This window comes from Neomegalonema sp. (genome assembly GCF_028688855.1).
Taxonomy (GTDB): domain Bacteria; phylum Pseudomonadota; class Alphaproteobacteria; order Rhodobacterales; family Rhodobacteraceae; genus Neomegalonema.
The window spans coordinates 62,147-78,846 of record NZ_JAQTXI010000004.1 but is presented as its reverse complement, the minus strand read 5'-3'; the positions used below and the strand labels follow the sequence as shown (position 1 = coordinate 78,846).

General features: G+C 68.8%; 15 protein-coding genes. 6 read left to right on the top strand and 9 right to left on the bottom strand.

Going from position 1 to position 16,700, the window contains the following annotated elements; translation table 11 throughout:
- The first annotated feature begins 41 nt into the window (after positions 1 to 41).
- Entirely contained in the window at positions 42 to 509 is a 468-nt protein-coding gene (locus tag PHN62_RS04200; RefSeq protein WP_300146758.1) for a GreA/GreB family elongation factor, read from the top strand.
- Between the two features lie 57 nt (positions 510 to 566).
- Here PHN62_RS04200 and PHN62_RS04195 read toward each other — a convergent pair whose 3' ends face one another.
- Positions 567 to 3,035, bottom strand: coding sequence for a hypothetical protein (locus tag PHN62_RS04195; protein ID WP_300146756.1), 2,469 nt, complete (start codon positions 3,033 to 3,035; stop codon positions 567 to 569).
- A gap of 233 nt (positions 3,036 to 3,268) precedes the next feature.
- On the opposite strand from PHN62_RS04195, the gene PHN62_RS04190 reads away from it, so the two are divergent.
- A complete protein-coding gene (locus tag PHN62_RS04190; protein WP_300146754.1) occupies positions 3,269 to 5,977 on the top strand; it encodes an insulinase family protein in 2,709 nt (902 codons plus the stop codon).
- Here the strand turns inward: PHN62_RS04190 and pip are convergent.
- The 8 genes from pip to ssuD all read right to left on the bottom strand — a co-directional run bounded on the left by pip (position 5,955) and on the right by ssuD (position 12,684).
- Entirely contained in the window at positions 5,955 to 6,875 is a 921-nt protein-coding gene (pip, locus tag PHN62_RS04185; RefSeq protein WP_300146752.1) for a prolyl aminopeptidase, read from the bottom strand. The two genes, PHN62_RS04190 and pip, sit on opposite strands and share 23 nt — an antisense overlap.
- Positions 6,876 to 6,881: 6 nt before the next feature.
- On the bottom strand, positions 6,882 to 8,087 hold the full coding sequence (gene pqqE, locus PHN62_RS04180; RefSeq protein WP_300146750.1) for a pyrroloquinoline quinone biosynthesis protein PqqE: 1,206 nt from the start codon (positions 8,085 to 8,087) through the stop codon (positions 6,882 to 6,884).
- Complete coding sequence (pqqD, locus tag PHN62_RS04175; RefSeq protein ID WP_300146747.1) at positions 8,080 to 8,436, bottom strand: pyrroloquinoline quinone biosynthesis peptide chaperone PqqD; 357 nt, start codon at positions 8,434 to 8,436, stop codon at positions 8,080 to 8,082. Before pqqD ends, pqqE begins: the two co-directional genes overlap by 8 nt.
- Positions 8,433 to 9,203, bottom strand: coding sequence for a pyrroloquinoline-quinone synthase PqqC (gene pqqC, locus PHN62_RS04170; RefSeq protein ID WP_300146745.1), 771 nt, complete (start codon positions 9,201 to 9,203; stop codon positions 8,433 to 8,435). The genes pqqD and pqqC overlap by 4 nt, the downstream gene beginning before the upstream one ends.
- Complete coding sequence (gene pqqB, locus PHN62_RS04165; protein WP_300146743.1) at positions 9,200 to 10,123, bottom strand: pyrroloquinoline quinone biosynthesis protein PqqB; 924 nt, start codon at positions 10,121 to 10,123, stop codon at positions 9,200 to 9,202. The genes pqqC and pqqB overlap by 4 nt, the downstream gene beginning before the upstream one ends.
- A 34-nt stretch (positions 10,124 to 10,157) precedes the next feature.
- Positions 10,158 to 10,238, bottom strand: a complete 81-nt coding sequence (gene pqqA, locus PHN62_RS04160; RefSeq protein ID WP_300147098.1) for a pyrroloquinoline quinone precursor peptide PqqA — start codon at positions 10,236 to 10,238, stop codon at positions 10,158 to 10,160.
- Positions 10,239 to 10,362: 124 nt separating this feature from the next.
- The gene (locus PHN62_RS04155) at positions 10,363 to 11,463 is read right to left on the bottom strand and encodes a LysR family transcriptional regulator (protein WP_300146740.1); all 1,101 of its coding nucleotides are present in this window, start codon (positions 11,461 to 11,463) and stop codon (positions 10,363 to 10,365) included.
- 72 nt (positions 11,464 to 11,535) lie between these two features.
- Positions 11,536 to 12,684, bottom strand: a complete 1,149-nt coding sequence (ssuD, locus tag PHN62_RS04150) for an FMNH2-dependent alkanesulfonate monooxygenase (protein WP_300146738.1) — start codon at positions 12,682 to 12,684, stop codon at positions 11,536 to 11,538.
- A gap of 247 nt (positions 12,685 to 12,931) precedes the next feature.
- On the opposite strand from ssuD, the gene tauA reads away from it, so the two are divergent.
- The 4 genes from tauA (at position 12,932) to galE (ending at position 16,697) form a co-directional block, all read left to right on the top strand.
- Positions 12,932 to 13,924, top strand: a complete 993-nt coding sequence (gene tauA, locus PHN62_RS04145) for a taurine ABC transporter substrate-binding protein (protein WP_300146735.1) — start codon at positions 12,932 to 12,934, stop codon at positions 13,922 to 13,924.
- The gene (locus PHN62_RS04140) at positions 13,921 to 14,700 is read left to right on the top strand and encodes a taurine ABC transporter ATP-binding protein (protein WP_367186989.1); all 780 of its coding nucleotides are present in this window, start codon (positions 13,921 to 13,923) and stop codon (positions 14,698 to 14,700) included. The genes tauA and PHN62_RS04140 overlap by 4 nt, the downstream gene beginning before the upstream one ends.
- Positions 14,700 to 15,551 (top strand): ABC transporter permease subunit, encoded by an 852-nt coding sequence (locus PHN62_RS04135; protein ID WP_300146732.1) that lies wholly within the window; start codon positions 14,700 to 14,702, stop codon positions 15,549 to 15,551. The genes PHN62_RS04140 and PHN62_RS04135 overlap by 1 nt, the downstream gene beginning before the upstream one ends.
- A gap of 126 nt (positions 15,552 to 15,677) precedes the next feature.
- Entirely contained in the window at positions 15,678 to 16,697 is a 1,020-nt protein-coding gene (galE, locus tag PHN62_RS04130) for a UDP-glucose 4-epimerase GalE (protein WP_300146729.1), read from the top strand.
- The last annotated feature ends 3 nt before the right edge of the window (positions 16,698 to 16,700 follow it).

Genomic DNA, 16,700 nt, shown 5'->3' with positions numbered 1-16,700 from the left:
ACATGCGAGTCTGCGGGTTTCGGCGGGACGGGAGGTGGAAGATGAGCCGCGCCTTCGTGAAGGAGAACGACGATGCGCCGGAGGCGCCTCAGCCGGACATTCCTGTGGGCTCCGCGCCCAATCTGGTGACCGAACGCGGCGCCGGACTCATCCTGGAGCGGATCGCCGGGCTGCGGCGCGCTCTGGAGGGCCTCGCCGAGCAGGAGGCCGAGCCCTTGCGGCGTGAATTGCGCTATTGGGAGGCGCGCCGCGCCAGCATGCGCCTTCTCCGGCAGGATCCGGGCGCCGGGGCGGTCGGCTTCGGAACCGAGGTGGTCGTCCGGCGTCCGGAGGGCCTCCAGACCCTGCGGATCGTCGGAGAGGACGAGGCCGACCCCCTGCGGGGCCTCCTCGCCTGGACCTCGCCTCTGGCGCGGGCGCTCGACGAGGCCGAGCCGGGCGAGATCGTCGACTTCGAGGCGGGCGGCCGGACCACGCCGCTCGAAATCCTCTCCGTCCGCCCGCTCTGAGCGGAGGGGATCCGGCGGCCGGAGAAGGCCGCCGGGAGGGCCGCGTCTCCGCCGGACTCAGACCGCCGCCGAAAGCTGCCGCCTGAACATGGCCTTGCCCATCTTCGAGATGGGATGGGTGGACTTGTCGAAGAAATCCTGCGGATTGTTCCGGAGGCGCTCGCGTTGCCGGTCGGAGAGGAAGGGCGCATAGGCCAGGGAATAGAGGCGGAATTTCCGGGTCGACTTGATCAGCTCGTTCGTATGGGGCGCGGGCTCCGCCTGACGCTTCGCCGGAGCGGCGGGCGCCGTCTGGGCGGGGGGCGCCGGGGGAGCGGCCGGTCTGGCGGCGGCCGCAGGCGCCGGAGCGGCGGGCTTCGGCTGGGGCTTCGGCGGCGGAGCCGGCGCCGGTTCGCGATACCTCATGCCCAGTCTGGCGGTCATGTAGCATTTCCAGGAGAAGGGGGCCGTATCCCTCTGCCGCTCCAGGGCGACGGAGACGTCGCGCCAGCGCAGGCTGGTCACCAGGATGTTCCGGTAGCCATGGGCCTTCCGGTGGCCGAAATCGCGGATCACGTCCTCGGCCGAGAAGGTGGAGTAGCGCCGGTGGAGGAACCAGGCCGCGATCCGGGTCGCGAGATCCTCCCTCGGCTGCTGGAAGTCTCCGGCGCGGAAGGCCTCCACGGCCTCGCGGGCCGAAGAGCAGTGCCGCGCCGCGCCCGCAAGCCGGTAGAAGGCGTTGCCCAGCGTGAAGGTCGGCTTCTCGTGCAGCACCGACAGAAGCCCCACGCCCGAATTGTAGCAGAGCGTGAAGGAGGCGGCGTCGAGCAGGAAGTGGATGTTGTCGCTCCGCTCGGCGACGAGCAGGTTGCTCGCGGGGAGGATCTGGTCGCCCTTCGAGAGCGGATGCGGCTTGACGATGAACATGACGTCCCGGTTCTCCGCGACGAGGGCGTTCAGGGAGGCCGCGAATCCGGCGTAGGATTCCTCGCCCCGGACGAACATCGTCACCGCCATGTCCTCTTCGAGCTGAAGCGGAATGAAGCAGACGGGGCGCGTCAGATGGGCGAGCCAGGGATGGCGGGCTTCGGTTTCGGCGTATCCGTCCATGGCCTCCAGGGTGGCGGCGCCCTGACGGAGGGTCTCGACGTAATCCCGGGCGTCGGCCAGCTCCGCGTTGGAGAAGGAGGCCCGGGCGAAGGCCTCTTCGGAGAAGTTGGGCGAGGCGTAGGCCACGTCGTCGTCGTAATAGATCGAGTTCGGCAAGGCGCCGCGCTCGATCACGACGACCGTGCGCTTCAGATCCTGCGCGAGCATGAACAGGGGACGGAAGCCCTCGTGGCTCTTCATGTAGGGGTTGAAGATGGAGATGGCGCTGGCGTCGTCGGCCACGAGTTCGCGGCTCACGCGGGCGATGGTCGCCGGATCGTCCTGATCGACGAGCACCGTCCGGTAGCCCGCCAGCCTCAGGGGCAGGTGATAGGCCCATTGATCCGGGTGTTTGCAGAGGCAGTAGACGGTCTTCTCCCGACGCAGGAAATCGATCTTCAGCAGATTGGTCGGCTGCCCGACGTAATCGGCGAAGGCGGCCTGGAGTCTGGCGCGTTTCCAGTCGTTCTTGCTCTGCCAGTCCTCGGCGGCCGGACGGGGATGCCACAGGTGATGGATCTTGAGGCCGAAGCTGTCGGCGGGATGGGACATGGCTTCGAAGAATCTCCGGAATCCGACATAGGGCTTGGCTTCGTAGAACTCCGCGCCCAGAGGCCCGTAGCGATCGAGAGTCAGATTCGCCGCGCCGGGGACGTGTTGCGCATGCAGACCCAGACGGGTGAGGAATTCGAAATCCTCGGAGCCATGTCCCCTGAATCTTTCATCATAGCCGCCGCAGAGGTCGAACATCCGGCGGTTGATCAGATAGATGTTGGAATAGGGGGCGATGAAGAAATTGTCGGCCTTCTGGAACTGCGCATATTGGGCGTAATGCCCGAAGGCGTCGAGGTAGGCGGATCTTTCGGCCGGAGTCTCGCAGGCGAGGCAACGCGCGGTGTCGGCTTCGCCCATGTGCAGCACCGGCAGGATGAGCGAGGCGTCCACCACGGATTTCATCCGCAGCGAAGTCGCGACGCGGGCCAGATCGCCGAAGAGGCTGCGCGCGCCGAAACAATCGACGTCGCAGAAGAACACGAGATCGGTGGTCGAGTGCTCGAAGCCGCGATTATGGGCGGCGGCGGGCGAATAGGTGTCTTCGTCCGGTTCCTGGCGATGATCGAAGCCGCATCCGGCGCAGATGGACCGGAGGATCTCCGCGTAGGGCTCCTGCGAGCCGAAGTCCAGCACCAGCACGCGCGGCGCAGGATCGTAATGCTCGGCGAAGAGCCGCAGCCGGTCGGCCGCCCAGGGGTTGCCTTCGTGGAGCCGGACGCAGAGAATCGCGGTGATGTCCTGCGCGGAGACCCGTTCTCCGGGCGCGATGCGGGTGGGAAGGGGGCGTCTGAAGGCGGAGGTCCTCGGAGGGACGACGAGGGCGTCAGGGTCTATGGCGTTCAAGATCAATCACCATTCATCAAGCGGGGAGGGAAAACGAAAGCAACGCCGGGACGTGTTTGAGAGGTATACGTCGTCTGATGAACGATGACTGAACGGTTGCTGAACGAGGCCCGCCTTCCGGAAAATCCTGCGCAGGGCGCCCGGAACCATCGCCCGCATGAGGGGCGACCTTCATGCAATCAATACGATAGCAATGGCCGCCCGCCGCGCAACAGGACAGGATCCGCAGAAGCATGACGCCAGATTCCAGAAATCCGGATTTCGAGATCGTCGGAGAGGCGATCCTCGCCGAAGGGCGGGCTCTGCGGCTGCGGCATCGCGCGACGGGGGCGCGGATCCTCGCGCTGGAGACGGAGGGGCCGGAATCGGAGTTCTCGATCAGCTTCCCGACCAGCCCCGGCGACGATTCCGGCGTCGCGCATGTGCTGGAGCACATGATCTTCCGGGGCTCGCGCCGCTTTCCCTGCGATCAGCAGTTCGCCGAGCTCAACGCGGCCAGCATGGCCAGCCATCTCAACGCCTCGACCTGGGCGGATCTGACCTCCTATCATTTCGCGAGCCCTCTGGCGGCGGATCTCGCCAATCTGACGGAGGTCTGCCTCGACGCCGTCCTGCATCCGCTGCTGAGGGAGGAGGCCTTCGCTCAGGAGGCCTGGAGTCTGCGGCGCTCGGAACGGGGTCCGGAGCTGACCGGCGTGGTCTTCAACGAGATGCGCGGCCATCTCGCCGATCCGGAGGCCTGGCTTGCGTTGCGTCTGCGCGCGGCCCTGTTCCCCGAGACGCCCTGTCGGTGGAGTTCCGGCGGCGATCCCGAGGCCATCCCCGATCTCACGCTCCAGGCGCTGCGGGGCTTCCACAAGGCCACGCATCATCCTTCCCGGGCGCTGGTCTTCCTTTCGGGACCGGCGCCTCTGGCTCCGAGGCTGGCGCAGATCCACGCCGCCTTCCGGAGCTTCGCGCCCTGCGCTCCGGCGCCCGGCCTTCCGCTTCAGGCTCCTTTCCCCGCGCCGCGCCGTTTCGCCGAGACCTTCTCCGCGCCGGAGCCCTTCGCGGCTCTGGGATGGGTTCCGCGCGCGATGGATCCGGCCTTGGCGCGGGTGCTGGAGACGCTGCTCTTCGATCTCCCGGATTCGCCCCTGCGCCGGATCGAGGTGCTGACTCTCGGGCGGACGAGCGGCTTCTCCGCCGAACTCGCGCAGCCCGCCTTCACGGCGATCCTGCGCGGGCGCGAGGCCCGCAAGGCGCCGGAGGCCGCGGCGGCGCGTCTGGCGGAGCTGGCCGATCATATGCCTGACGAGCTTCTGCGGGCGGCTCTCGCGCAGACGGAGCTGAAGGGACGCGATCTCGACGCCTTTCCGCGCAAGCCCGCCGGATTGACGCGGCTGGGGCGGATTCTCGGATTCTGGGCGCAGGGGGGCGATCCGCTGGAGGCGCTCGACGCCTCCTCCGGCCTGAGGCGTCTGCGCGCGCAGCCCGAAGCCTGCGCTCGGGCCCTGCGGCGGGCGATCCGGGAGGATCTCCTCGGCAATCCGCATCAGGCGACGATCCTTCTGACGCCCGATCCCGCTCAGGCCGAGAGGCTCGCGGAGCGCCTCAGGCGCCGCGCTCATGACCTGGCCGCCGTCGCGCCGCCCGCCGCTCCGCGCCCTCCGGAGCCCGCTTCTCCCTGCGCGACGCCGAGGCTTTCGCTGGCGCAGCTTCCGCGCGAGATACCGCAGGCTCAGGGTTCATGGGAAGGGCGGCTCCTGCGCGCGCCCCCGGCCGAGGACGGACTTCTGCGGATCGCGCTGGGGCTGGATCTGGGCGGCCTCGCGCCCGCGCAGCGCGATCTTGCGCCGATCCTCGGGCTTCGGCTCTCGACGCGCGCGGTGAAGGATCACCCCGCCTTCGCTCTGGTTCGAGGCTTCTCGGCGCAGCCCTGGGCCGCGAGCGACCGGAACGGCCGCTCCGCCGCGAGCCTCGTCCTGCGGCTCACGACGCGGCCCGAGGAGGCGCTTCAGGCGCTGGACCTTCTGGCCGAGGCTCTGGGCGCGCCGCTCCCGGAGGAGGGCATCGCCGATCTGGAGCAGGTCGAGCGCGGGCGTCTGAAGGAGCAGCTTCAACGCCTGCCGCATCAGCTTCTGGACCTGCGTCTGCGCGCGGGACTCTCTGACGGCGGCGCCCTTCAGGATCGGCTGAACGGCCTCGGGCGACTTCTCGCGCCGAAGGCTTCCGAGGCGCGGCTTGCGGGGCTCGACCTCCTGCGGCTGGCTCCGAGGCTGGCCGTCTCCGGGGCGGCGGAGGCGGCGCCCTTCCGGGATTTCCTCGCGCGCTTCGCTCCCGTCCAGGCGGAGCCCGCTCTCGCGGCTCCGGAGCCTCTTGCGGCGCATGAGGGGTTCGTCACGCCTTCGCCGCTCAATGTGGTGGGGCTTTGCGCGGATCTTACAGGGCTGGCGCCGCGCGGGACGCAGGCCCTCGGGCTGCGGGCGATCGAAACGGGCTGGCTCTGGCCGAAGCTCCGCGTCGAGGGCGGCGCCTACAGCCTGCGGGCGAGCCTCGGGCGGGAGGGGATCGCGAGCCTGTTCAGCGTGCGGGATCCGCATCTGAGGCGCAGCCTCGCCGTGATGCGCGAGTCCGGGCGCTGGCTGGAATCCGCCGCCGACGAGGAGATGACGGAGCGTCTGCGCATCGGGGCTCTGGGGGCCCTGTTCATGCCGAGGACTCCCGGCGATGAACTGCTGCTCCGGTTGCAGGACAGGCTGCTCGAAGCCTCCTCCGGGGAGCGCCGCCAGGAGGAGCTTGACGCCGTCCTCTCGACTCGTCCGGCGGATCTGCGCCGCTTCGCGCAGGGGCTCCATGAGGCGCTCGCAGGAGGGCGGGTGGTGGTCATGGGCGCGGAGGCGGGACTCCGGGCGGCTCTGGAGGAGGAGCCGGGGCTCTTTACTTTGAGGTCAATTCCCTGACCGCCTCGGCGAGCGCCGCGAAGACGCCCGGATGGCTCAGGGAATGCCCGGCGGCCTCGACCATGCGGAGGCGGGCCTCGGGCCAATGGGCCGCCAGAAGCGCCGTCGTGGCGGGCGGGCAGAGCAGATCATAGCGCGCCTGCACGAGGATCCCCGGAATCCCCGCCAGACGCCCCGCGCCCCGGATCAGAGCCTCGGGCGCGAGGAAGCAGTCCTCGCGGAAATAATGGGCCTCCATGAAGGCCGTCGCGGGGAAGGGCGCGGAGGCGTCATGCGCCTCCAGATCGCTCCGCGCGGGCTCAAGCTCGGAGAGGCGGCGCTCGACGTCATGCCAGAGCCAGGCCGCCGGGCCATGGACCTCCGGCGCGGGGTCGAGGATGCGTCGCCACAGGGCGTCCAGAGGCGAAGCCCGCTCCTCGGGCGGCAGATGGGCCAGAAAGGCTGCGTGAAGCTCGGGCCGGAAGATCCTCAGGCCCTCGCCGAAGGCCCAGTCGAGTTCGGCCCGCGTCCCCAGAAACACCGCCCTCAGGGCGAGGCCCGCCACGCGCTCGGGATGGGCCTGCGCATAGGCCAGACCGAGCGTCGCGCCCCAGGAGCCGCCGCAGACCAGCCAGCGCGGAATCCCCAGACGGCGCCGGACCTGTTCGAGATCGGCGATCAGATGGGCCGTGGTGTTGGCGTGGCGCGCGCGGCGCGGCAGACTGCGGCCCGCTCCGCGCTGATCCACGAAGATCACATGATGGCGCTCGAGATCGAAAAGCGCCTTCTGGCCCGGATTGCAGCCGCTCCCCGGCCCGCCATGCAGGAAGAGGATCGGCGCGCCCCGAGGATCGCCCCAGGGCTCGACGCAGATCCGGTGCCCGTCGCCCACGTCGAGGTGAAAGCCGGGTTCGACCATTCCTGTTCAGCCTCCGGTCTTCTCCGGCGTGCCGCCCGAGAAATTGCGGTAGAGGAAGCCGTCTCCGCCCGAGGCCGCTTCATGGGCTACGGCGAAGAGCCGCGCGTGATGCTCGGACTTCACGCAGGCCGGATCCGCGTTGCGCGCCGAACCCGTCAGCGCGAAGGCCTGACAGCGGCAGCCGCCGAAGTCGATCTCCTTGAAGGCGCAGCTCCGGCAGGGCTCGGGCATCCAGTCCACGCCGCGATAGAGGTTGAAGGCCTCCGAGTTGTCCCAGATCCAGCGGATGGATTTGTTGCCCCGCACGGAATCGAACTCCAGCCCGGTGATGGATTCCGCCGCATGGCAAGGCAGCACCTTGCCCGCCGGAGAGATGTTGAAGAACTGCCGCCCCCAACCGCCCATGCATTGCTTGGGGCGCTCGGCGTAGTAATCGGGGATGACGTAATCGATCTCCATGATTCCATGCAGCCGGGCGCGGGCGGCCTCGACGACGCGGGTGCATTCCTCCATCTGGGCGCGGGAGGGCATCAGGGCCTGACGGTTCTTCAGCGCCCAGCCGTAATATTGCACGTTGGCGACCTCCAGCCGCGCGGCGCGCAGGCTCACGGCCAGATCGATGATCTGGGGCAGTTGCGCCAGATTCTGCCGGTGCATCACGGCGTTGACGGTCAGCGGGAGATCGAGCTCCTTCACCCAGCGCGCGACTTCGAGCTTCTTGACGTGGCCGTTGCGGAAGCCGCCCACCCGATCCGCGACGCGGGATTCCGCGCCCTGAATCGAGATCTGGACATGGTTCAGCCCGGCGTCGGCCAGAGCCTCCAGCTTGTCGCGGGTCAGCATCACCGCCGAGGTGATGAGGTTGGAGTAAAGCCCCGCCTCCGAGGCCCGCCGCACCAGATCGACCAGATCCTTGCGCGCCGTGGGCTCTCCGCCCGAGAAATGGATCTGCAAGACGCCGATCTCGGCCAGCTCGTCGATGACCCGGAGCCATTCCGCCGTCGTCAGCTCCTTGCTCGAGGCTTCAAGCTCCACCGGATTGGAGCAATAGGGGCATTGCAGAGGGCAGCGATGGGTCAGCTCCACCAGCACCGCCAGAGGAATCCCGTAGGTCGAGCCCTCGGCCTGTTTCGAAAGAAGCTGAAACTCGTCTACGGCGACGGGGGCCATGGGCTCCGGCGTCGGGGTCTCGGGAAGGGGGGAGTCAGCCATCTCGGGCCTCCCTGGCGAGAGTCAGAAAGCCGCGGTCGGCCAGATCCTGGAACATCTCCAGGGCGTCGGCCTCGATGACCTCGGCGGGCGCCGCGTAGATCGCCGCCAGCTCCTCCGCGATCTCCCGCAGGCTGCGCTTGCCGTCCGCCAGACGCAGAAGCTCCACGGCGGTGGGCTCGGGCGCCAGCACGCGTTCCGGCGCGAGGATCAGCCAGCGGTCGCGGGTCTTGTCGTGGCGCAGCATCACATGACGCGGCAGTTTCGGGCGGCTCTCCGGCGTGACGCGCAGGCGCTCGATCCCGTCTTCGGGGCAGGGGGCTTCGGGGCGCGGATTTTCAGCCTCGCTCATGGCGCGTCCTCCCCCGGCGCGAAGGCTCCCGGCGGGATCATGCCGCCGACATAGGCGTGATGCAGCGCGTCGAGCTGGACCCAGAGCACGTTGGTCTTGAAGATCAGCGCCTCGCAGACGAGCGCGCGCTCTTCGGGCGTGCGGGCGTGGGCCTTGACGTAATCCAGAGCGAATCCGGCGTCGCGCGGAGCCTGGGTCAGGCGGCGGCGGAAATAGACCATGATCTCGGGATTGATGAAGTCGTAATGCTCCAGCATGCCGGAGATGCGTTCCTCATGCAGGTTCGGCGCGAAAAGCTCGGTGAGCGAGGAGGCGATGGCCTCCAGCGGCGAGCGGTCGCGCACGAAATGCACATAGGCCTCGACGGCGAAGCGGGTCGCGGGCAGGATTCCCCGCATGGATTCCACATAGGCCCGATCCAGCCCCAGCCCGTCGGTCAGACGCAGCCAGCGTTCGATTCCGCCTTCGTCCTCGGGGCCGCCGTCATGGTCCTCGATGCGGTGGCGCCATTCGAGACGGGTCTGACGGTCGCGGAAACGCGAGACCACCACCGCGTCCTTGATCGGAATGATCGACTGATAAGCGAAGCGGTTCAGCGCCCAGGCCTGCACCTGTCCCTTGTCCAGCTTCCCGCCATGGAGCAGCCGGTGAAAGGGATGGAGGCTGTGATAGCGCGTCGCGCCGATCCAGCGGAGGCGGCGCTCCAGGGCTTCGGGCCCGTCGAGCGGCTCCCGGGGTTCTTCGGGAATCCTGGGGTCGGCGTTCATGCGGCGAACTCCTCTCCTTGGCGGGGGATGCTCCAGCCTGCGGCCTCGACGGCGGCGCGCTCGGGCGAGGCCGGAAGCCAGACGGGATTCGAATTGTTGACGTGCAGGAAGACCTTGCGCCGGATCTCCAGATCCCCAAGCAGCGCCATGGCGCCTTCGGGGCCCGAGATCGAGAGATGCCCCATGCGCCGCCCGGTCTTCTGAGACAGCCCGCCGAGGATCATCTCGTCGTCGCGCCAGAGCGTGCCGTCGAAGAAGAGCAGATCCGCCCCGCGCAGACGCTCGGCCAGATCCGGCGTCAGGGCCGCGCAGGCGAGCAGGACATGCGCCCGCGCGCCGCTGGCGCGGTCGGTCAGCGTCAGGCCGAGCGTGTCGCCTGCGGCGGGCTTGGGCGCCTCGGCGGCGGTTTCGAGATACCAGGCGGGCTTGCCCGGCGCGTCGAAGGCCTCGACCAGCAGACCGGAGGGGCGGCCGTCCGGGAGCAGCGGCTCGAAGGGCTCGCCGGGCGAGATGGGCAGGCGCGGAACCTTCGCCGGGTCCAGCACGTTGAAGAGGCTGTTGGCGGCGAGGGTCTCCAGCACGCGCGGATGGGCGTGCAGGGCGAAGGGCTGCCCCTCGCGCATCGAGAGGAGGCCGGTCACGGCGTCGATCTCGCCATTGGTCAAGATCACCCCCGCGACGGGGCTGTGGCGCAGGCTTCCTTCCCGAGGATGCAGCTGCGGCGTCGCGAGGATCTGCGCCCGCAGATCCGGAGAGGCGTTGATCAGGAACCAGCTCCGCCCGTCCACGCTGGCCGCCAGAGAGGCTTGCGTCTCGCGCAAGGCCGGATCGCTCCAGGCCTCGGCGCAGACCGCGCAGCGGCAGTTCCATTGCGGCAGGCCTCCGCCTGCTGCGGCGCCGAGAACGACGATCTTCAACATTTCGTCGCCTCCCTGGCTCCGCAGCAGAACGAGGTCACTTCTGCTTCGCGCAGGCGTACATGTTGATCTCCATGCCGACGGCGACTTCGGCGATGACCGGTTTGCTCCAGGCCATGATTTTCCTCCATATCTGCGCGCGATGCGCGGGTGGCGTCCGGGCCGATCCCGGGCGCAAGAACAGCGTAGTTTCGGAGGGGAGATGCGCAATCTATGGCGGCCATAGAGGCGGGGCGCGCAATTTACCGACGTTGGTCCTGTTGACGCAGGGCGATGAAGGGCGGCTGCGGCGCGACGGGCGGCCAGGAGAGCCCGGCGCCCACCTCCTGAAGCCTCGCGAGCAGCGTGGCGTAGGGCTCCTGACGGGCGTAATGGGTCGGGGTGATCGCCACGATCCGGCGCGGCGCGATGGAGAGCTGATGCAGCCGCACGCCTTCGAGCGTCGCGGAGCCCTGGCCCTGCGAGGCGCTCAGCCGGGGCGCGACGCAGATCCCGAGGCCGCTGCGCACCATCTCCACCGCGAGGTCGAAGCTGCGCGTGCGGGCGAAGGTCCGGGCGCCCGGCAGCACGGCGTCGAACCAGTTCTGGATGCGCCGCGAATGCTGGTTGCCGAAGGCGAACTGGATCGTGCGGCGCAGGATCTCCCGATCCTCCGGAGAGAGCTGGCTCTCCGGATCGGAGATCTCCGAGAGGTCGAGGCGCTCCGGCGTCACGAGGACGTAGGGGTCCTCCATGAGGGGGATCTGACGAAAGCCGGTCGAGAGGTCGTCCAGCATGTTCGAGGAGAGCAGCGCGACGTTGATCCGCCGGGCGTAGAGCATTTCAAGGATCTCGTCGGGCGCGCCTTCATGCATGTCGAAATCCAGCGCGGCGCGCTCCGAGGCGAGGGAGAGCATCGCCGCCGGAGCCAGAGTCCGCATGGCCGAGGGCAATCCGGCGATGCGGATGGTCCGCTGTCGGCCCTCGCCGGATTCGGAGATCATGTCCTCAAGCTCCTGGGTCGTGCGCAGGACGCTTTCGACATGGCGCCGGAAGGAGACGCCGAACTCCGTCAGGGTGAGCGCGCCGCCCGCGCGCTCGAAGAGCCGCGCGCCCACCGAGGCCTCCAGCGCGGCGAGCTGCTGCGAGAGCGTCGGCTGCGTGACTTCGAGCGTCTTGGCGGCGCGGGTGAGGGAGCCCGCATGAGCCACCGCCCAGAAGATCTGGAGCTTGCGCATGGTGATGTCGCCGCCCACGCGTCGGGCGGCGGATTTCGGCGAGCCGGATGAAAGATCTGCGGCGGGCTCGCGCAGAAGCGCCAGAGCCTCCGCGAGCGGGTTCGGGGTCTTGCGGATCTTGTTCACTCCCTTGCCTTCCGGGTCTTCGCCCGGATCGCTCGAGAGTGACAGCAGCGCCCGCCGCCCGACAGTCGGCTTTTAGGCCTGGCGGGCCAGCCCCACCGAAAACTCGTTGGCGATGGCCTCGCGCAGGCCCTGCCGCCGCGTCTCGATTCCGAGCAGCGGAAAGAGCAGCTCCGCCACGTGATAAGCCTCCTCCAGATGCGGATATCCGGAGCCCACGATGGTCTCGATTCCAAGCGCCTGATATTCGCGCAGCCGCTCGGCGATCTGCTCGGGCGTCCCGACCAGAGCCGCCCCGACGCCCGTCCGCACCAGCCCGACGCCCGCCCAGAGATTGGGCGCGATCAGCAGCTTGTCGCGGCGTCCGCCATGGAGTTCGGCCTGTCGGCGCTGGCCGACGGAATCCATCTCCTGAGTGAAGCGCCGCCAGGCGTGTTCGATCTGCTCCTCGGTGACATGAGCGATGAGCCTTTCGGCGGCGCGCCAGGCCTCCTCCTCCGTCTCGCGGACGATGAAATGCAGGCGCATCCCGAAGCGCAGCTTGCGGCCGCGCGCGGCGGCCTTGCGCCGCACGGAGTCCAGCTTCTGAGCCACGTCGGCCAGAGGCTCGGCCCAGGTGAGATAGAGGTCCACGGCGTCGGCGGCGAGATCCTGACCCGCCTCCGAGGAGCCGCCGAAATAGAGCGGCGGACGCGGCGTCTGAGCGGGCGGAAAGTCGATCCGCGCGCCCTGGAGCTTGTAATGTTCGCCGTCGAAATCCACGGTCTCGCCCGTGACGAGGCGCGTCCAGATCTCGAGGAATTCGCGGCCCTGCCGATAGCGCTCGTCATGGGAGAGGAAGATCCCGTCTCCGGCCAGCTCCTTCGGATTGCCGCCCACCACCACGTTGAGCAGCAGCCGCCCGCCGCTGAGCCGGTCGAGCGCCACGGTCTGGCGCGCGGCGAAGGCGGGCGAGGTCACGCCCGGACGCAAGGCCACCAGAAATTTCAGCCGCTCGGTGAGCGTGGCCAGTCCGGCGGCGGTGATCCATGAATCCTCGCAGCTCTGGCCCGTCGGCAGGAGGACGCCCTCGAAGCCCAGCTCGTCGACCGCCGTGGCGATCTGCTTGAAATAGCGGAATTCCGGACGCCGGGCGCGCTTCTCCGTCCCGAGATAGGCGCCGTCTCCATGGGTCGGGATGAACCAGAAGAAGTTCAAGGGGGCGCGGGGGGCGATGCTCGTCATGACGCAGGATCCTGAAAGGCCGGACAACTCCGCAGACTATTCAGGAGGACGGCGGCCGCGTCCAAGGCCGTCATCAGATTTGCTTGTGCGTTTTCCGGATATGGATCCGGGCGAAGATCTCCGGATCCTTCAGGCGTTATCCAGAATGATCAGATGGATGGATGAAGAAAGCACTAGGGGATCGCCCTCCGGCGCGAGATGCTCCGGGCTCCGGCGAAAGCGCCGCATCGGATAAGGAAAGCTCTCAATGACCCGCAGATTCGCCGCGCTGGCCGCCGTCCTCGGCGCCTCCTTCCTGACTCCCGCCGCCGCTCAGGATCTGCGGATCGGCTGGCAGCAGATCGTCGAGCCGAGCCGCGTGGCTCAGGCGACGGGCGCCTATGAGGCCGAAACCGGCGCCAAGGTCTCCTGGAGCCTCTTCGGCGCGGGCGCCGACGTCATCGCCGCTCTGGCCTCGGGCTCGGTGGACGTGGCCTATATCGGCTCCAGCCCGATCACCGTCGCCGCGAGCCGGGAATTGCCCATCGAGGTGATCTATGTGGTGGGGAACATCTCCTCCGCCGAGGCCCTCGCCGTGCGCGACGTGGCGGAGCCCAAGGACCTCGCCGGCAAGACCGTCGCGACGCCTTTCGCCTCCACGGCGCATTATTCGTTGCTGACGGCTCTGGGCCACTGGGGCCTCAAGCCGAGCGACCTGCGGCTGGTCAATCTGCGCCCGCAGGAGATCGCCGCCGCCTGGGAGCGCGGAGACATCCAGGGCGCCTATGTCTGGGATCCGGTGCTGAGCCAGATCAAGGGCTCGGGCGGAAAGGTGCTCGCGGATTCGGCGGATGTGGCCGGATGGGGCGGCCCGACCTTCGACGGCTGGGTGGTCCGCAAGGAATACGCCGAGGCGAATCCCGAGATCGTGGCGGGCTTCGTGCGGGCGACCGGCGCGGCCACCGACGCCTATCTCGCCGATCCCGAGGCCTGGACCGCCGGATCCGAACAGGTCAAGGCCATCGCCGAACTGACCGGCGCTTCGCCGGAGGAGGTCCCCGCCTTGCTGAAGGGCTATGAATTCGTGGGGCTGAAGGATCAGGCGGGCGAAGCCTTCCTCGGCGGCGGCACGGCGAAGGCCATCGCCGATACGGCGGCCTTCCTCGTGGAGCAGGGGAGCTTCCCCTCCGCCCTCGCCGATTACGCGCCCTATGTGAACGCGGCCCATGCGCGTCAGGCCCAGCAGGCGGACCAGAATTGAGCCTTCTGCGTCTGCGCAGGGCCTCGCTGAGCTATCCGGCGGGCGGGGGCTCCGTCGAGGTCCTGCGCGACGTGGACCTGACGATCCGGCGCGGCGAATTCGTGACCGTGCTGGGGCGTTCGGGGGCGGGCAAGACCTCGCTGCTCAATCTGGCGGCGGGCTTCGTCGCCCCGAGTTCGGGCGCGGTGGAGGTCGACGGCCGCCCGGTGACCGGGCCGGGAGCGGATCGGGCGGTGGTCTTTCAGGACGACGCCCTTCTGCCCTGGCTCGACGCTTCGGAGAACGTCGCCTTTCCCTTGCGGCTCAAGGGCGCGGGGCGGGCGGAGCGGCTGGAGCGCGCGGCGGCGCTGCTCCGGCTGGTCGGGCTGGAGGGCCATGAGCGCAAGAACCTCTGGGAGTTGTCGGGCGGTCAGCGCCAGCGGCTCGGGATCGCGCGGGCCATCGCCGCCGAACCGGAGTTCCTGCTCATGGACGAACCCCTCGGCGCGCTCGACGCCATGACCCGCGACCGCATGCAGGAGCTGCTGCTGAAGGTCTGGCGGGCCAGCGGCGCCGGGGCTCTGCTGATCACCCACAGCGTCGAGGAGGCGCTCTTTCTCGGGACGCGGGTGGTCGTGATGGAGCCGCGTCCGGGACGGATCGGGCTGGACGAAGGCCTCGATTTCTCCGCCCGCTTTCTGGAGGGCGTCCCGGCCCGCGCGCTGAAGGCCGAACCGGCCTTCATCGCCGCCCGCGAGCGCCTCATCGCAGCCATTCACGCCGAGGAGGCGGCCTGATGACCGTCAGCGCGACGAATCTTCCCGAGCGCGCGGCGTCGCGCTTCCCGTCGGGCGGCAGGCCCGCGCTTCCGGCGGCCTTCCTCAGGCGCTTGCCGGTCTTCGCCGCGCTCTTCACCCTGACGGCGGTCTTCGGCCTCTGGTGGATCGCCTCGGCGCGCGGATGGGCGCCGCCGGTGTTCCTGCCCTCGCCGGATCGCGTCTGGAAGGCGGCGCAGATCGCGGCGGATACGGGCTACGCCAGCGCCACCCTCGGCCAGCACGCCGCCGCGAGCCTCGGGCGGGTGATGGCGGCCTTGCTCGTCACGCTGCTGATCGCGGTTCCGGCGGGGTTCGTGCTGGCGCTGAGTCCCGTGGGGCGAGGTCTGCTGGATCCGCTCATCGAGTTCATCCGTCCCTTGCCGCCTCTGGCCTATCTGCCGCTGGTGATCATCTGGTTCGGCATCGGCGAGGGGAGCAAGATCCTGGTGATCTCGGTGGCGATGTTCGCGCCCATCGCGATCTCGACGGCCTTCGGAGTCGGGAGCGCCTCGGAATCGCAGGTGCGGGCGGCGCGCTCCTTCGGGGCGAGCCGGTTCCAGACGCTGCGGCATGTGCTCCTGCCTGCGGCCTTGCCCTCGATCATCTCGGGGGTGCGGATCGCGCTCGGGGCCGGATGGACGACCCTCGTCGCTTCGGAGCTGGTCGCGGCCTCGCGCGGCCTGGGCTACATGATCCAGTCGGCGGCGCAATTCCTGGTGACGGACATGGTGATCGTCGGGATTCTCGCCATTTCGCTCTTCGCCTTCGGCTTCGAGATCCTCTTCCGGCTGATCGAACGCTTCTGGCTGCCCTGGTCCCGCCGCCGCTGACTCCGCAGGCCGGGCCGATTTCTTGTCGGGACCGGCCTTCGCGTCAACGAATCCCCAACCCATTCCCCGTTAATTTCCCTGTGGAGTTCCTGAGCATCATGGAACTCGCCATTCGGGAAACGTGGAATGGACGTGCTTCTGACCGGCGGCGCCGGCTACATCGGCAGCCACACGCTGCTCGAACTGCTTGCGGAAGGCCACAGGATCCTTGTGGCGGATAATTTCGCCAACAGCTCGCCCGAGGCGCTGAACCGCGTGCGGGAGCTCTCCAACCGCGATTTCCGCTTCGCCCGGCTCGACATCCGCGACCGCGCGGCGCTCTTCGGGCTCTTCGAGGCCTTCCGGCCTCAGGCGGTGATCCATTTCGCCGGACTCAAGGCGGTGGGCGAAGGCGAGGCCAGGCCCCTCGATTATTACGAAACCAACGTCTCGGGCACGATGAACGTGCTCGAAGCGATGAACGCCGTGAACTGCGCGCGGATCGTCTTCTCCTCCTCGGCCACGGTCTACGGCGAGCCGGAATATCTGCCGCTGGACGAGTCGCATCCCTGCCATCCCGCGAGCGTCTACGGACGCACCAAGCACATGGCCGAACAGATCATCCTCGACTGGAGCCGCGCGCGTCCGGGGAGCGGGGGGGCGATCCTGCGCTATTTCAATCCGGTGGGGGCTCATGAGAGCGGCCGCATCGGCGAGGATCCCCATGACGTGCCGAACAATCTGATGCCCTACATCTCGCAGGTGGCGGTGGGTCGCCGCGCGAAGCTCTCGATCTACGGCGACGACTACGACACCCGCGACGGCACCGGCCTGCGCGACTACATCCATGTGGTGGATCTGGCGCGGGCGCATGTGGCGGCGCTGGGCTACGCCGCCGCGCGTCAGGGCGTGGAGGTGTTCAACCTCGGGACGGGCTCGGGGCACACCGTCCGCGAGATGCTGCGCGCCTTTTCCGAGGCCTGCGGGCGGGATCTGCCCCATGAAGTGACGGGGCGTCGTCCGGGCGACATCGCCGCCTGCGTCGCGGATCCGGCCAAGGCGAACCGCCTGCTGAGCTGGCGCGCCGAACGCGGCCTCGCCGAGATGAGCCGCAGCGCCTGGCGCTGGCAATCGGAGAACCCCGATGGATACGCCCGCCGCGCCTGATCC

Bases quoted from the DNA above. Each gene is read 5' to 3' on its own strand.
- PHN62_RS04200 (WP_300146758.1), top strand. From the start codon at position 42: ATGAGCCGCGCCTTCGTGAAGGAGAACGACGATGCGCCGGAGGCGCCT.
- PHN62_RS04190 (WP_300146754.1), top strand. From the start codon at position 3,269: ATGACGCCAGATTCCAGAAATCCGGATTTCGAGATCGTCGGAGAGGCG.
- pip (WP_300146752.1), bottom strand. From the start codon at position 6,875: ATGGTCGAACCCGGCTTTCACCTCGACGTGGGCGACGGGCACCGGATC.
- pqqE (WP_300146750.1), bottom strand. From the start codon at position 8,087: ATGGCTGACTCCCCCCTTCCCGAGACCCCGACGCCGGAGCCCATGGCC.
- pqqD (WP_300146747.1), bottom strand. From the start codon at position 8,436: ATGAGCGAGGCTGAAAATCCGCGCCCCGAAGCCCCCTGCCCCGAAGAC.
- pqqC (WP_300146745.1), bottom strand. From the start codon at position 9,203: ATGAACGCCGACCCCAGGATTCCCGAAGAACCCCGGGAGCCGCTCGAC.
- pqqB (WP_300146743.1), bottom strand. From the start codon at position 10,123: ATGTTGAAGATCGTCGTTCTCGGCGCCGCAGCAGGCGGAGGCCTGCCG.
- pqqA (WP_300147098.1), bottom strand. From the start codon at position 10,238: ATGGCCTGGAGCAAACCGGTCATCGCCGAAGTCGCCGTCGGCATGGAG.
- ssuD (WP_300146738.1), bottom strand. From the start codon at position 12,684: ATGACGAGCATCGCCCCCCGCGCCCCCTTGAACTTCTTCTGGTTCATC.
- tauA (WP_300146735.1), top strand. From the start codon at position 12,932: ATGACCCGCAGATTCGCCGCGCTGGCCGCCGTCCTCGGCGCCTCCTTC.
- PHN62_RS04135 (WP_300146732.1), top strand. From the start codon at position 14,700: ATGACCGTCAGCGCGACGAATCTTCCCGAGCGCGCGGCGTCGCGCTTC.
- galE (WP_300146729.1), top strand. From the start codon at position 15,678: ATGGACGTGCTTCTGACCGGCGGCGCCGGCTACATCGGCAGCCACACG.